Source organism: Marinomonas communis, assembly GCF_004363305.1.
Taxonomy (GTDB): Bacteria; Pseudomonadota; Gammaproteobacteria; order Pseudomonadales; family Marinomonadaceae; genus Marinomonas; species Marinomonas communis.
In genome coordinates this window covers 422,037-435,958 of the sequence record NZ_SNZA01000003.1, presented here as the reverse complement: position 1 = coordinate 435,958, position 13,922 = coordinate 422,037, and the positions used below count along the sequence as shown (strand labels likewise).

16 protein-coding genes are annotated in these 13,922 nt (G+C 45.4%); 2 read left to right on the top strand and 14 right to left on the bottom strand.

Annotated elements, in window-relative coordinates; genetic code table 11:
* Positions 1 to 8: 8 nt before the first annotated feature.
* From ccmE to ccmA, 5 genes are read right to left on the bottom strand one after another with little or no spacing between them, the layout of a single operon-like run.
* The gene (gene ccmE / locus C8D85_RS11100; RefSeq protein ID WP_133562644.1) at positions 9 to 440 is read right to left on the bottom strand and encodes a cytochrome c maturation protein CcmE; all 432 of its coding nucleotides are present in this window, start codon (positions 438 to 440) and stop codon (positions 9 to 11) included.
* Complete coding sequence (gene ccmD, locus C8D85_RS11095; protein ID WP_133562642.1) at positions 441 to 617, bottom strand: heme exporter protein CcmD; 177 nt, start codon at positions 615 to 617, stop codon at positions 441 to 443.
* Entirely contained in the window at positions 607 to 1,353 is a 747-nt protein-coding gene (locus C8D85_RS11090; protein WP_133562640.1) for a heme ABC transporter permease, read from the bottom strand. Before C8D85_RS11090 ends, ccmD begins: the two co-directional genes overlap by 11 nt.
* Complete coding sequence (gene ccmB / locus C8D85_RS11085) at positions 1,353 to 2,015, bottom strand: heme exporter protein CcmB (protein ID WP_133562638.1); 663 nt, start codon at positions 2,013 to 2,015, stop codon at positions 1,353 to 1,355. Before ccmB ends, C8D85_RS11090 begins: the two co-directional genes overlap by 1 nt.
* Positions 2,012 to 2,602: a cytochrome c biogenesis heme-transporting ATPase CcmA gene (gene ccmA / locus C8D85_RS11080; protein WP_244937000.1), complete on the bottom strand. Its 591-nt coding sequence runs from the start codon at positions 2,600 to 2,602 to the stop codon at positions 2,012 to 2,014. The genes ccmB and ccmA overlap by 4 nt, the downstream gene beginning before the upstream one ends.
* 129 nt (positions 2,603 to 2,731) lie before the next feature.
* On the opposite strand from ccmA, the gene C8D85_RS11075 reads away from it, so the two are divergent.
* Entirely contained in the window at positions 2,732 to 4,777 is a 2,046-nt protein-coding gene (locus C8D85_RS11075) for a flagellar hook-length control protein FliK (protein ID WP_133562634.1), read from the top strand.
* On the top strand, positions 4,778 to 5,053 hold the full coding sequence (locus tag C8D85_RS11070) for an EscU/YscU/HrcU family type III secretion system export apparatus switch protein (RefSeq protein ID WP_133562632.1): 276 nt from the start codon (positions 4,778 to 4,780) through the stop codon (positions 5,051 to 5,053).
* On the opposite strand, the gene C8D85_RS11065 is transcribed toward C8D85_RS11070, so the two are convergent.
* From C8D85_RS11065 to C8D85_RS11025, 9 genes are all read right to left on the bottom strand, one after another.
* Positions 5,050 to 5,466: a DUF2802 domain-containing protein gene (locus tag C8D85_RS11065; RefSeq protein WP_133562630.1), complete on the bottom strand. Its 417-nt coding sequence runs from the start codon at positions 5,464 to 5,466 to the stop codon at positions 5,050 to 5,052. The genes C8D85_RS11070 and C8D85_RS11065 overlap by 4 nt on opposite strands.
* A gap of 28 nt (positions 5,467 to 5,494) precedes the next feature.
* Positions 5,495 to 5,989 carry a chemotaxis protein CheW gene (locus C8D85_RS11060; RefSeq protein ID WP_133562628.1) on the bottom strand — a complete coding sequence of 165 codons (495 nt, stop codon included), beginning with the start codon at positions 5,987 to 5,989 and terminating at the stop codon, positions 5,495 to 5,497.
* A gap of 16 nt (positions 5,990 to 6,005) precedes the next feature.
* Positions 6,006 to 7,283: a chemotaxis protein CheW gene (locus C8D85_RS11055; RefSeq protein WP_244936999.1), complete on the bottom strand. Its 1,278-nt coding sequence runs from the start codon at positions 7,281 to 7,283 to the stop codon at positions 6,006 to 6,008.
* Positions 7,284 to 7,285: 2 nt separating this feature from the next.
* The gene (locus tag C8D85_RS11050) at positions 7,286 to 8,059 is read right to left on the bottom strand and encodes a ParA family protein (RefSeq protein WP_133562626.1); all 774 of its coding nucleotides are present in this window, start codon (positions 8,057 to 8,059) and stop codon (positions 7,286 to 7,288) included.
* A 69-nt stretch (positions 8,060 to 8,128) separates the two neighbouring features.
* Complete coding sequence (locus C8D85_RS11045; RefSeq protein ID WP_133562624.1) at positions 8,129 to 8,941, bottom strand: flagellar motor protein MotB; 813 nt, start codon at positions 8,939 to 8,941, stop codon at positions 8,129 to 8,131.
* Positions 8,934 to 9,671 (bottom strand): flagellar motor protein, encoded by a 738-nt coding sequence (locus C8D85_RS11040; protein WP_133562622.1) that lies wholly within the window; start codon positions 9,669 to 9,671, stop codon positions 8,934 to 8,936. The genes C8D85_RS11045 and C8D85_RS11040 overlap by 8 nt, the downstream gene beginning before the upstream one ends.
* On the bottom strand, positions 9,671 to 10,741 hold the full coding sequence (locus tag C8D85_RS11035; protein ID WP_133562620.1) for a protein-glutamate methylesterase/protein-glutamine glutaminase: 1,071 nt from the start codon (positions 10,739 to 10,741) through the stop codon (positions 9,671 to 9,673). Before C8D85_RS11035 ends, C8D85_RS11040 begins: the two co-directional genes overlap by 1 nt.
* Before the next feature lie 21 nt (positions 10,742 to 10,762).
* Positions 10,763 to 13,108 carry a chemotaxis protein CheA gene (locus C8D85_RS11030; protein WP_133562618.1) on the bottom strand — a complete coding sequence of 782 codons (2,346 nt, stop codon included), beginning with the start codon at positions 13,106 to 13,108 and terminating at the stop codon, positions 10,763 to 10,765.
* Positions 13,109 to 13,123: 15 nt separating this feature from the next.
* Entirely contained in the window at positions 13,124 to 13,918 is a 795-nt protein-coding gene (locus C8D85_RS11025) for a protein phosphatase CheZ (RefSeq protein WP_133562616.1), read from the bottom strand.
* Positions 13,919 to 13,922 lie beyond the last annotated feature (4 nt).

Here is a 13,922-nt window from a genome sequence, read left to right as displayed (position 1 = left end):
GTGAATCCTTACTCTGCTTTGGCTTTTTCTAGGGCATCGGTCACTTCGGGAGGCATGTATTCCTCGTCGTGTTTTGCCAAGACTTCACTCGCAATTAAAACGCCACGCTCATCTAATTTACCTTGCGCAACGATTCCCTGCCCCTCACGGAATAAGTCAGGCAGAATGCCCGTGTATTCAATCAGCACACTGTGCTTGTAATCCGTCACCATAAAGGCAACGTCCAAGCTTGCGCTATCGCGCTTAACACTGCCGTCGACCACCATACCGCCAGCACGGATCGTGACATTGAGAGGTGCTTCTCCTGCTGCAATCTGCGAAGGTGAATAAAATAAATTGATATTCTGAGACAAAGCGTACATGACTAAGCCAATCGCAGCAGACAATACCACTAAGATGACAGATATAGTAATCACGCGCTTTTTTCGAACTGGATGCATTTAACGGCTCTGCTCCCTTTGAATTCTTTTCTTTAATTGCTTACGTAGCTGCTTCCTATGGAGGCGAGTTGTCACCAGCAACCCGACTAACAAAAGCATACTGATGCCGTACGTAGACCAGACATAAAGTCCATGTTTGCCCATTTCCCAAAAGTCAGACCAAGACTCAAACGCCATGATTCAACACCTCTTTCTTCACCCAGTTCGCTTTTCGCTCTCGAAGCAACACTTCATTTTGCATGCGCCACATAGCCACGCCCGCAGCAAAAAGATAGAGGCCTAATGCCGAGAACAAGAGTGGTAGCCACATTTCCATTGGCATAGAAGGTTTTTCCGTCAACTTAAAGGTGGCTGGCTGATGCAATGTATTCCACCACTCTACTGAATACTTGATGATCGGGAGGTTGATGACCCCCACCAAGCTCACTACAGCAACCGCTTTATCTGCAAAAATAGGATCATCTAATGCGTTCTGAATGGCGATGACTCCCATATACAACAAAAACAAAACCAGAACAGAGGTCAAGCGCGCGTCCCACACCCACCAAGTCCCCCACGTAGGTTTGCCCCAAATAGCACCAGATAATAAAGCGATAAACGCCATCACCGCCCCAACGGGTGCGACAGCCTTAATGAACACTGGAGCCAGCTTCATTTGCCACACCAATGCCACAAATCCCGCTATGCCCATTCCCAGGTAGCAACTTTGCGCCAAAACTGCGACTGGGACATGAATGTAAATAATTCTAAAACTGTTGCCTTGCTGGTAATCAGCCGGAGCAAACATTAGCCCCCAAATGATACCTATGGCCATAAGGGCAAGCCCAAGGTATACGCAGCGCCCTCCCCAATTTGATGCCCATTGGTAAAACCATTTAGGTGAGCCAAGCTTATGAAACCATGTCCAATTCATTAATTAACACTCGCTCTAATTGAAATCGCTGCCATGATGGGTGACAGTGCCAACGCAACCAGTGATATGGCCGCAAGAATGGCTAATTGACCGCTGTAATTCATATCTAACTGAGCAGCACGAACCGCTCCTGTTGCAAAAATAATGACCGGAATATAAAGCGGCAATATCAGCAACAACATCAAAACAGCACCACGGCGTAAAGAAACGGTTAAGGCTGCGCCAATAGAACCAATAAAAAATAACGCTGGCGTACCTAATAGTATTGACGTCATCACCACCCACAACGCGCTGAAAGGCAAGAACAGCATTTGCGCCAGCAAGGGTAAAACAATCAATAAAGGCACAATGACCATTAACCATTGCACTAACACTTTTAAGAACACTAAATAGGTAATAGAAAGACCACTGGTTAACCATTGCTCTAACGAGCCATCGTTAAAGTCCTCTTTGTACATGCCTTCTACTGCCATCAATACAGATAATGCCGTTGCGCACCAAATAATGCCGCCAGCGGCTGGCGCTAAAAACTCGGAACTTGGATCGACGCCCAAAGGAAACAAAATAATCACCATGACAAAAAACAGTAAGGCATTGAGCGTATCCTGCTTCCGTCGTAATAATGACAGCCACTCGGCTTTAAAAAACGATCGGTAATTCATAGTGTTAACTCAACCGTCTTCGGTGATAGATGCAGCAATGGCTGATGAGTGGTGATGACAATTGCACCACCATTTTTTAAATGTGCTCCCATACACAGCTCTAATGCTTCCACCCCTTTCACATCTAAGGCGGTAAAAGGTTCATCGAGAAACCACAACGCTTTATCGGTTAGCCAAAGTCTGGCTAAGGCAATCCGTCGTTTCTGCCCAGCAGAGAGCTGCGCGGCGGGCGTATCTGCAAACGCCTGCAACTGAACATGAGCAAGTGCTTGCTCTAATGCCACCTCACTCGCCTCTGGGCAGTACAGCTTTAAATTCTCTAATGCTGTAAACACTGACTTAATGCCCGGAGTATGACCTAGGTAAAGCTGGTTCTGTAACAATACATCTCTATGCAAAGTTACATCTTCACCATTAAACTCTAACTCCCCCTCTTCGAGCCTAACCCAACCAAGAATCGCTTTAATCAAAGAACTTTTGCCAGTGCCATTCTCTCCAGCAATACGCACTAACTCGCCGCTTCGGACTGAAAAAGACAAATCACGACATAGGTCTCGCTCACCACGCTCGATCCAGAGATTAGTCACTTGCAAATTCACTGATTTCTGCAAAAGAAATACTCGCATTGGCCGTTAAAAGAGTTAGAGCAAGGCTCTAAATTGGCGCCTATTATAAAATATATTTCTAGCTTTTCAGAAAGAAAGGGTGGTGAAAGCATGATCACGGACATAAATTCGCTTGTTTCTGGTCAAGGAAAAGCCTCATCGGCACAATCTTCCTCGACGGCAAGCCTTGGCAACTTGGCAAAACTGAGTAGCGAATTAAAGTTGATTAATGGCTTAAACTCGATTCAAATCACGTCCGTACGTAATGCACAAACGCCAAATGGCACACAGCAACTTATTGGGGTTTCTAGTCCAAACAACCAACAACAGTTCACCCTTGTTAACAACCAACCAAGCCCTGCGTTTCAAGCGGGTGACAAAGGCACATTGTCGGTATCGGCCAACCAAGCCACTCTCACCGTAACAACACCGCAATCATCTACTTCAACGTCAGCACAAACAGTTAGCAATAATCGTGTTGGCTATAACACTGGTCAACAAACGACTCCGAGCTTAAATCAAAGCTCAACCCAAACAGCACAGACTTCCTCTGCTAACGTTCATTCGAGTAACACAACACTGATAAGTTCCAGTAGCACTCAAGCAACAACCAACAACGCTTCTTCAGCCAGCCAAGGAGCTGTGAGTCAAAATACATCAGTACAGCAAGCTCAAACCATTGCACAAGTGGCTATAGCAAGTCGTCCGATTACACTAACGGTGATTAGTAGTGACGCCATCACTCTGTCACAACAGGGCACTTCCAATAACAATACGGCTTCGGCTTCGGCTTCGGCTTCGGCTTCGGCTTCGGCTTCGGCTTCGGCTTCGGCTTCGGCTTCGGCTTCGGCTTCGGCTTCGGCTTCGGCTTCGGCTTCGGCTTCGGCTTCGGCTTCGGCTTCGGCTTCGGCTTCGGCTTCGGCTTCGGCTAAAACGATTAATGTTCCATCTTCAATTAGTCAACCAGTCGCTACCGCAAACACTACTGTGGCACCATCTCGACAAGATGGGGCTAGTAACACTCAACAAAGCAATGTACAGCCAACGCCTTCCGTCGCCGCTACAAAACCAAATACACTAAACAATTTACCCAACGCATCAGTCATACCAGCCACTCCGTCAAATACGACTAATAACGCTATCACGGCGCCAACGGCACAACCCGCAGCGGCAAACTTTAGTGCCATTGTTTCTGATGGAAATGAACAATTTAAGTTAACAACTCAACACCCCTTAACACCGGGGGAAAAGCTGACAGTTGTGGTTGATAAGCAAGGGCAAATGCAATTTCTTCCTCCTGAGAAAACAAACGCTCCCCCTGTTACGCTTAGCGATGGTTTGAGGCAAAGCATGCCGAAACAAATTACGGCACAGGAGTTGGTTTCGATGGTGCGACAACTGCACACACTTTCCCAGAGCGGTGCCGCGCTACCTGAGAAAGTGGCGACAGCCCTTGATCAACTCGTAAAGCAGCTGCCGAATTTACAAACACTGACTCAGACAAGTGAAGGCGTTAAGCAAGCTATTCTAAGCTCTGGTCTATTTAGTGAGAGCAACCTAGCGAAAAGCACGAATCTCACAACGGACTTCAAGTTAAATTTATCTCGCTTAGAAGGTGCGTCGGTAGAGGCCTCCAAGCAAGCTGCTCCCTCAGTCGGGACAACAACCAGTTCACAACAAGCCATGCAACTGGTAACAGGAGCTATTGAGAGAATCACGACAAGTCAGGTCCGCCATCTAATTGAGAACGCCCAACAAGATGGCTCAGTACTTCCATTAAGTGTTGAAATACCAATTAAAGACGGGCGCACTACCTCTATTGTGAATTTAAAAATCGATCAAGATAAATCAGATAAAGACAACAATATTGAGCCACACAAAAGACGCTGGCTTGTGCAATTAAAGTTTGATTTTGAAGAAACAGGGCGCTTCGAGGCAAGAGCCAGTGTACAAGATAAAAAAGTAGGTGTTATTTTCGCAGTAGAAGACCCAAGTACTGAAAAAATCATTCGTGAGCGGCTTGACGAATTGCGCACTAACCTTAGAAATAAACATGTCGAAATCGAAACCCTCGACTGCTTCCGCGCAACATTACAGGATAAACCAAACCAGTATAAAGAAGACAAGCCTCAGCGCTTAATTGATGTGAGAACTTAAATGACCAAACCTTCAACACAAAAGGCTGTTGCCTTGAAATACGACTTTCAGAGCGCGCCAAAAGTAACGGCCAAAGGTACTGGGTATTTGGCCGAACAAATCATGCGTGTTGCCGAAGAAAACGATGTTTTATTACACAAGAGTCCAGAATTGGTTGAAGTACTCTCTACCTTGGAACTCGGAGATGAAATTCCAGAAACCTTGTATTTGGCAGTTGCCGAAATTATTGCCTTTTCACATTCGCTAAAAGGCAATAATGACCTGACACCACCTTAATAAGGCTGACTGGAATTAGGGTTTCGACGGGACTCTTTTTTCAGCAAGCTGATTAATTCAGCCTCAGCACGGATCAGACCACACTTTGACACCAAGTCATCGACGGTCGCTCCCATCTCAAGCAACTCCATTGCTCGATTGTAGGAAACACTGCTTCCTTCTTTAGAAATCAACTCAGACTGGCGCTCAACGGCGATATTCAATCGCTTCTCAATCGCTACCAAGCGACGCCCCATGCCAATGGAGCCTGAGGCCAATACCTGAACTTGCTTCTTCTGAGCTTGTTCAGCTTCATGAGCAGCGCGTTCAAAATTTTTCAACTTCCTCGAAAGACGAAATGCCCAAAACGCTAGTGCTAACAGTAATACAAACTGCAGCACTAACAACAAATTAAATACCCACTGAGATTCCATCAATCGCCTTTTGAAATGTTATCGAGTTCTATAGAGAAGCGATCTCGCTCCACTCATCTTCAGACAACATTTTATCTAAATCCACTAGAATCAACAAAGTATCATTCTTATGGCAAACACCTTGAATAAACTTAGAGGACTCATCATTCCCAACACTTGGCGATACTTCAATTTCAGACTGTCTTAAGTACACGACTTCTGATACGGCATCCACCAAAATACCAATGACATGTCCTTCTACTTCAACGATCATAATACGTGTCGCATCAGTAATTTCACCAGACATCAGACCAAAGCGCTGGCATGTATCAATTACGGTTACAACAGTTCCACGAAGATGAATAATGCCCAATACAAACGTTGGCGCACCAGGTACTGGCGCAATTTCAGAATAACGTAACACTTCTTTTACTTGCATAACGTTGATGCCGTAGATTTCATTCTCTAGGCGGAACGTTACCCACTGTAGCATTGGATCATCGTTTTCTTTTACTTCTTTCTTCAAAGCAACACTTGTCGACATCACAACCTCCGCAAGCTCAATCTTTTAAATGTTTACGAAAACCATTTTCAGGATCTTCGAGTAATTCAATAAATCCCTGTACATCTAATATAGCGCACATATGATCAATTACCGTACCCGCAAGCCATGGTCGTCGACTGCGGTCAGAGCGCCATTTAACTTGAGAAGGCTCTAGAGTAATCGCTTCCGCCACTTTTTCACAGGCAAGGCCCCAGTCAGAGCGATCTAACTGGATAACAAATTTGAAATGGTCTTTAAGTTCACCTTCATAGTGGTCTGGCATAACCCATCTAGCTGTATCTACAGTACGAAGATTCCCCTCTCCGACGTTAGCCATCCCCATAAACCACTTTGGTTGGCCAAAAATTTCAGTCAACTTATCTTCATGTGATTGATAGATCCCACCTAACTCAACTAACGGAACCGCCATTTTTAAGCCCCCCACGTAGAAAAGAAGACATTCAAAACGGCTTTTAGCCCATGGCAATGGCTCTGTCTTAGGAACATATTTCGAGGGCTGAGGCTCCTCTGCAGCTGTCACAAGAGCACTACCTGTTAGTTCTGACTCTGGTTCTGGTTCTGGTTCTGGTTCTGGTTCTGGTTCTGGTTCTGGTTCTGGTTCTGGTTCTGGTTCTGGTTCTGGTTCTGGTTCTGGTTCTGGTTCAGCTAAGGCTATCTCCTCTGAATCAATTAGAGAAGCCTCACTCACCTTACTATCCTGTTCTGCCTGAGCTTCATGCTCTGCTACTTCGGCAAAGGCCTTTTCAAGGTCAAATTCTTCCTCAGTCTCAGTCTCAGTCTCAGTCTCAGTGGATTCTGGCTGTTCTTCTATCGACGCAAGATTTGCTTCAATGTCCCAGGTATTTAAAGTCGGTGAAGACGCTACAGTTGGTTCATACTCAGCCTGAAGTGTTTGAATGGCTGTTTCAAAATCAGCGAAGGAAGCATCCAACGCAGAATAGTCCAACTCATCATTAGTCGTTGCCTCGATGTTGTAGGACGTCTCATCAAAAGCCTCACTAGAAGTTAATGGTTGTTCTACTAACTCTTCTTGGTTGCCTTCATCAACAGCATCAATATTGAGAGTTTCAGCCTCAATTCCTAGCTCAGCATCTGCTACTTCAGTCTTTTCTATACTTGCAGCTTCAAGCTCAGCACTCTCCTGTTCAGCATCTACAGCCGAGGAAGACTCTGTGGGAAATGTAGTCTCCTGAAGGAGCTCATTCAGATAACTTTGAAGAGCCTGCTGAGGTCCATTCAATGTCTGGTCTTTGGTTTTCGTATCTTTCATCATGATTAACCGGATGGATTTAGCAATGTATCCATCAAACTGGAGTACGCCTTAACACCACGTGCATTAGAATCGAGAGCAGAAGGAGCCACTCCGGCTGTACTTGCATCGCGAAGTTTGGTGTCCACAGGAATCACTGAATGCCACACAGCCTCTTCATACAGTTCCTTCAAACTCCGTAAACTCTTATTCGATGCTTGAGTTCGACGATCATATAACGTCGGTACAATCGTATAAGGAACAGGTCGCTTACGAGCTCTGTTAATCATAGTCAGAGTTCTAATCATTCGCTCCAAACCTTTGATAGCAAGAAACTCCGTTTGCACGGGTATCACAAGCTGCTGACAAGCCGCCAGAGCATTAATCATTAACACACCTAGTACTGGCGGGCTATCGATCAAAACATAATCGTAGTCGTCCCAAAGAATAGCCAAGGTTTTTGAGATAACTAACCCCATACCACCTTGGGCCTGCGCGTGTCTCTCAAGCGTAGCGAGTGCTGTTGAAGCAGGCATAAGTGAAAGGTTTGGATGGCCGGTCTCTAGGATTAAAGAGCGCGGCAACTCTTCAGGGATTTTCCCCGTGACTTGGAATAGATCGTAAGCACTGTGTTCAATGGAGTCAGGATCAAAACGAAAATAACTCGTCAAAGACCCATGCGGGTCCAAGTCGATCATCAATACACGATGGCCGGCATCTGCTAGCAGTCCAGATAAACTCACCACGGTTGTGGTTTTACCCACCCCACCTTTTTGATTTGCGACCGCCCAAATATGCACACCGACCCCTTAGTTGCCATGCAAGAAATTTACTTATTTATCTAAGCTTTAATCATATACATTTACAGACTAGTTAAACAAGTAATCGTACAGGTTATCATCTCTGCGTTTACTGATTTTTAACGTTACGCGACGATTTTGTGCTCTTGCAAATTCGTTAGTGTTTCTAACCTGAGGGTTTTCACTAGAAAATCCTATTGGCGCCAACAACTTAGGATTAATACCACGGTAAACCAATTCATCCACTACAGAGGAAGCTCGTAGGCTAGATAAGTGCCAGTTTGATGGAATCCGAGTCGAGTTGGTTGGTAAATCATCGGTATTGCCAAGCACCATTATTGGGGCTGGGTAAGACTGTAAAATATTGGATATCACTATCATTAAAGCAACGGCTTCATTGGTCAACTCATAGTCGCCTTGATCAAACACCAAAGCAGCTTTCATATCGAGCGTAATCCAATTGGCATCCTCTGTTATGGATACCTGTCCATCAGACTGCAACGTTGGGAATTGAGAATTTATTGATTCGCTTAGCGCATCATATAAGGGACTTCTGCCCTCTATTTCACCTGGTGGGTTATCCGCCTCGACTTCGTCTTTTGGCACCACTTCCAAAAGTCGCTCACTCTCAGGTTGCCCTGATACAGGCTCCCCAACATTAATGGGCTTAATAGACTTTTGAACGGCATCAAACACACCGCTCAATGTATTACTCAATTCTTTTTCATCTCCCGCCTGCTTCAACGTAATGGAGTACAACGCCACGAAAAAAGCAAACAGAAGGGTAATGAAGTCCGCGTAAGACAGTATCCAGCGATCATGATGAGGTGCTTCTTGGTCCTTGTTTCGCTTGGACCGACGTCTGCGCGCCCCATCACTCATAACCGCTTAGCTCCAAATCTAAACGCTGAGGGTGCTTGCCAGTAGCAATACCGTAGATACCATCAATGAACATCTGGTTATTCAGCAATTCTTGGTCAGCATAACGATATAGTTTTCGACATATTGGAAAGACCACTAAATTAGCAAAGCCTTGACCATAAAGAGTAGACACAAACGCCACTGCAATGCCATGTCCAAGGGCTTCAGGGCTATCTAGATTCGCCATTGCTTGTATCAAACCAAGCACGGACCCCATGATCCCCAAAGTCGGTGCATAGCCTCCAATCGATTCTAAGAAGCCAATGCAGTGACCACGTTTTTCACGAATACGTTCCGCTTCGTCATGAAGTCGCTCAGAGAGAAGCTCAGGATCGGCACCATCTACCGCCATTTGCATTGCTCGAATGGCAAAGTCATTGTTCAACGCTTTAATGTCATTCTCTAATGCAATGATCGAAAAGCGTCTTGCTTTGTGAGCAAGCAGATTAATAGTTCTGCGGTTACCAGAAAGATCAAACGCGGGAGGGAATAAAGACCAGCTCAGCATTCTCAACGCTGCAACAGACTCGCTCAAAGTACTTTGAGCGAGTGCAGCACCGAGACTACCAACAATAACAATAATCGCTGAAGGTAGATTAAGTAGTAGTACAACTTCACCACCGCCGAGCCAATTGGCAAGAAATACTGAGGCAAAGGCAATAATCAAGCCCGCCAGTGTCAGCAAATCCACTAGCCAACCTCTTTTACGATACGCTCACCGATGTGATCTAAATGAATCACATCATCAGCCAAATCCGCTTTTTCTACCGCTTGTGGCATACCGTAAATAACACAAGAGTCTTCGCTTTGAATCCAAACTCGTGAACCAGAGTTTTTCAGCATTCGGGCACCTTCACGGCCATCGGCCCCCATACCCGTCATGACTATTGATAAAACTTTACCTGGGTAACATTTCGATGCAGAACCAAACGTTACATCCACCGACGGCTTATAATTTAAGCGTTCGTCACCCTGTAAAATACGAACACAACCGCCATTACGGGGGTCAACCATCATTTGTTTTCCACCTGGAGCCAGTAAAGCAACACCAGGGGTAAGCTTATCGCCATCCTCGGCCTCTTTGACCTTAATCTGACAAATGTTATTTAGTCGATCCGCAAAAGCGTGCGTAAAAGCTGCCGGCATATGTTGCACCAGCACTAATGGTACAGGGAAATCTTTAGGTAGCTTTGTTAAGACTGCTTGCAAGGCCATTGGCCCCCCAGTTGAGGTACCAATAGCAACAAGACTCACTTTTTTACGAGCCCTAGGAATAATGACACCACGATCATTGTCCACTACGATAGGTCTCGGAGCGACCTTTGTTGCTGCACGGGCGACTGGTTTAGCACTGCCTCCTAATCGAGTACGTGCAACCGTAAGTACTCTATCGACCAATGCATGCTTTACCACCGCAGAATCACGAGAGATGTCCTCAAAATTCTTCGGCATAAAGTCAACAGCACCTGCTTCTAGAGCATCTAACGTAACTCTGGCACCTTCATGCGTTAAGGAAGAGAACATCAAAACAGGCGTAGGCTTACGCTTCATGATTTCTGATACAGCTGAAATACCATCAAGCACTGGCATTTCATAATCCATAGTCACAACATCAGGTGACAACGCAGCGACCTTATCGACCGCTTCTTTGCCATTGTTCGCAGTACCAACTACTTGTAAGCGCGGATCAGCACTAAAGATTTCTACCAAGCGTCGACGAAAGAAACCTGAATCGTCAACAACCAGCACCTTCACTGGCATAATACAGCTCCTGTAACCATTCTAGCGCGATGCATAAGACTTAAGCATACTCGGCACATCAAGAATAATCGCAATGCGTCCGTCACCGGTAATCGTCGCCCCAGCCATACCCGGAGTACCTTGCAGCATCCGACCCAGCGGCTTGATTACCACCTCTTCTTGACCCACAAGCTGATCAACGACAAAACCGACTTCATTCATGCCAACCTGGACCACGACAACATGGGCTTCAGTAGGCTTCTCATCAAATGCTGCCCCTTTGATCAACCAGTTCTTAAGATGGAATATCGGTAAAGTCTTACCACGTATCACTACCACTTGCTGCCCATCGACCACATTTGTTTTCTTCAGATTTAAGTGGAAGATTTCGTTCACGCTGACTAATGGGAAAGCAAATGCTTGATCATTCAACATAACCATCAGTGTAGGCATAATGGCAAGCGTTAGCGGTACTTTGATACTAAAACGCGAGCCTTGCCCTAATACTGATTTGATATCAAGGGTCCCGTTGAGTTGTGAAATTTTAGTTTTCACAACGTCCATACCTACACCACGACCTGAAACATCGGTAATTTCTACTTTAGTAGAGAAGCCTGGTGCAAATATGAGATTAAACGCTTCGTCATCCGATAAGCGCTCAGCGGTATCCGTATCCATGAGGCCTTTCTCAACGGCCTTACGACGCAAGACATCAGCGTCCATACCAGCGCCATCGTCATCAATAGACAATAGGATATGGTCGCCTTCTTGCTCAGCAGATAGTATGACGTGCCCCATACGCGGTTTGCCTTTGGCCTCACGCACGTCTGGTGCTTCAATACCATGATCAACAGAATTTCGCACCAAGTGGACTAATGGGTCCGCAAGTGCTTCAACCAAGTTCTTGTCTAAGTCGGTATCTTCACCACGAAGTTCGAGGTTCACTTCTTTCTTCAGGTTACGAGCAAGATCTCGTACAACGCGAGGGAAACGACCAAATACCTTTTTGATTGGCTGCATACGCGTCTTCATAACGGCGTTCTGCAAATCCCCCGTCACAACATCCAAGTTTGCGACAGCTTTACTCATTGACTCGTCGTCGCTTTGCAAGCCAAGGCGAACCAATCTATTTCTAACCAGTACCAGTTCACCCACCATATTCATGATGTCATCGAGTCGTTTCGTGTCAACACGAACAGTGGCTTCTTGTACTACAGGTGCATTCTGAGACTTTTCTTTGCCTTCCGATTCTGAATCAGATTTAGGCTTCGGTGCTGGCGCAGCTGGCTTTTTAGGTGCTGGCTTTGATTTCGGCTTAGCAGCTTTTTTCTCCGGCTGCTCAGCTTTCGCAGCAGGTTCTGGCTTAGCTTGCTCTTTTGCAGGCTCTTGCTCCTCATTTGCGTTGTTAGGCCCTTGGCCTTTACCGTGCAAACTATCAAGCAGTTGCTCAAACTCATCTTCTGTAATTAAGTCAGACTCTGATGAGTTTGAATCTTGAGGTGTCTCAACTTTGTCATCAGATTTTATGGATTCATCTTGAGCTATCTTCTCACCATCAACACCAGGCGCACTGCCACCATGAAGCTGATCAAGCAAAGCTTCAAACTCGTCTTCAGTAATTTCATCTGACTCACCCTCGGCCGAAGGCGCGTCAGTAGATTGGTCATTATTCGATGAATTTGCTTCCATACCTGGGGCACTACTGCCGTGAAGCTGGTCTAACAAAGCGTCGAACTCATCCTCAGTAATGTCATCCGAATCAGGTTCAGAACTATTAGCTTCAGCCTCTTTGTCTGCGCCATCAGAGGAACCTAATGCACTTAGGAGCGATTCAAACTCATCATCTGAAATGTCGTCATGTGATTCTGAAGCATTTTCTGGAGATGTCTGAGTTTCTATCTCAGGCTCGTCTGATACAACAGTTTCATCTTCAATAGACTCTTGCTCAGTCTCATCTTCTTCATCATACTCTTCGTCACCCTCTTCCTCATCATCGGAAGGTGGCTTAGCGTAATAACTAAGAGATTCAATAATTTGCGGATCAGCTGGCTCGGGTTCACCACCAGCACGAACAGTTTCGAACATCTCGTTCACAGCATCTAGTGCTTGTAGCACGACATCCATTAACTCAGAGTCAACTTTACGCTGGTGGTTACGCAAAACATCAAAAACGTTTTCCGCGTAGTGACAGCAATTAACTAAGGCCGTCAATTGAAGAAAACCAGCTCCACCTTTAACAGTGTGGAAGCCACGGAAGATAGCATTAAGCAATGCTGTATCTTCAGGGTTTTGCTCCAAATCTACCAATTGCTCTGAGAGCTGTTCCAGGATTTCCCCAGCTTCTACTAAAAAATCCTGTAGAATTTCTTCATCGACTTCGAAACTCATCCGCCGCAGCTCCTCTTAAAAACCAAGACTCGATAGAAGGTCATCAACCTCGTCTTGGTTATTCAGTACTTCAGGGTTGTCATTTTTATTGATTGCCGGCCCGTGACCACGGTCATCATCACGCTCTTTAGTTTCTGATTCGTGTTCCATACCAGAAATACTGTCTACGCGACCTGCTACTGATACAAGATGAACCAAACGTTCTTCTACGTCACGTATCAGTTCGTTAACTCGTGTAATGACTTGTCCAGTTAGGTCTTGATAACCCTGTTCAAGTAAAATTGTGTTGAGATTAGTATGTAATGTTGTTGCACTTTCATCTGTGTATTTCAAAAACGCATCGATGCGCTTGTACAAATCACGAAACTCTTGAGGCGTCAGATCACGTTGTATTAGGCGATTCCAATCTTTATGTAGCTCTTTTGCTTGCATCTGCAGTTCACTGGCGACAGGAACACTGCTATCAACCATATCCATGGTCTTATTAGCCGCTGAACTAGTCATTTCAATAACATAGTTCAATCGATCAGAAGCGTCGGTAATTCTTGAACCAGCATCGACTTCTGAAGCACCACCCTGGATCATCATATCCATGGAGTCGATCTGAAAGTCTCTAATCGCATCATGTAAACTGCGTGTCAAATTACCTACTTCGTTGTAAAAGCTTTTATGGCGAGCCTCACTTAATTCTTGGATGATTTTTATTGCACCACTAAAATCCCCAACTTCGAGCTTGTTTAGTAGATCAACAGCACCGTCTTTGACAACTGTTTCGAACTCACCCATTTTTGACTCGTTTTCAATAGACATTTAC

Bases quoted from the DNA above. Each gene is read 5' to 3' on its own strand.
- C8D85_RS11035 (WP_133562620.1), bottom strand. From the start codon at position 10,741: ATGCCAGTGAAGGTGCTGGTTGTTGACGATTCAGGTTTCTTTCGTCGA.
- C8D85_RS11060 (WP_133562628.1), bottom strand. From the start codon at position 5,989: ATGTCGACAAGTGTTGCTTTGAAGAAAGAAGTAAAAGAAAACGATGAT.
- C8D85_RS11030 (WP_133562618.1), bottom strand. From the start codon at position 13,108: ATGAGTTTCGAAGTCGATGAAGAAATTCTACAGGATTTTTTAGTAGAA.
- C8D85_RS11045 (WP_133562624.1), bottom strand. From the start codon at position 8,941: ATGAGTGATGGGGCGCGCAGACGTCGGTCCAAGCGAAACAAGGACCAA.
- C8D85_RS11065 (WP_133562630.1), bottom strand. From the start codon at position 5,466: ATGGAATCTCAGTGGGTATTTAATTTGTTGTTAGTGCTGCAGTTTGTA.
- ccmE (WP_133562644.1), bottom strand. From the start codon at position 440: ATGCATCCAGTTCGAAAAAAGCGCGTGATTACTATATCTGTCATCTTA.
- C8D85_RS11090 (WP_133562640.1), bottom strand. From the start codon at position 1,353: ATGAATTGGACATGGTTTCATAAGCTTGGCTCACCTAAATGGTTTTAC.
- C8D85_RS11075 (WP_133562634.1), top strand. From the start codon at position 2,732: ATGATCACGGACATAAATTCGCTTGTTTCTGGTCAAGGAAAAGCCTCA.
- C8D85_RS11025 (WP_133562616.1), bottom strand. From the start codon at position 13,918: ATGTCTATTGAAAACGAGTCAAAAATGGGTGAGTTCGAAACAGTTGTC.
- ccmD (WP_133562642.1), bottom strand. From the start codon at position 617: ATGGCGTTTGAGTCTTGGTCTGACTTTTGGGAAATGGGCAAACATGGA.
- ccmB (WP_133562638.1), bottom strand. From the start codon at position 2,015: ATGAATTACCGATCGTTTTTTAAAGCCGAGTGGCTGTCATTATTACGA.
- C8D85_RS11070 (WP_133562632.1), top strand. From the start codon at position 4,778: ATGACCAAACCTTCAACACAAAAGGCTGTTGCCTTGAAATACGACTTT.
- C8D85_RS11055 (WP_244936999.1), bottom strand. From the start codon at position 7,283: ATGATGAAAGATACGAAAACCAAAGACCAGACATTGAATGGACCTCAG.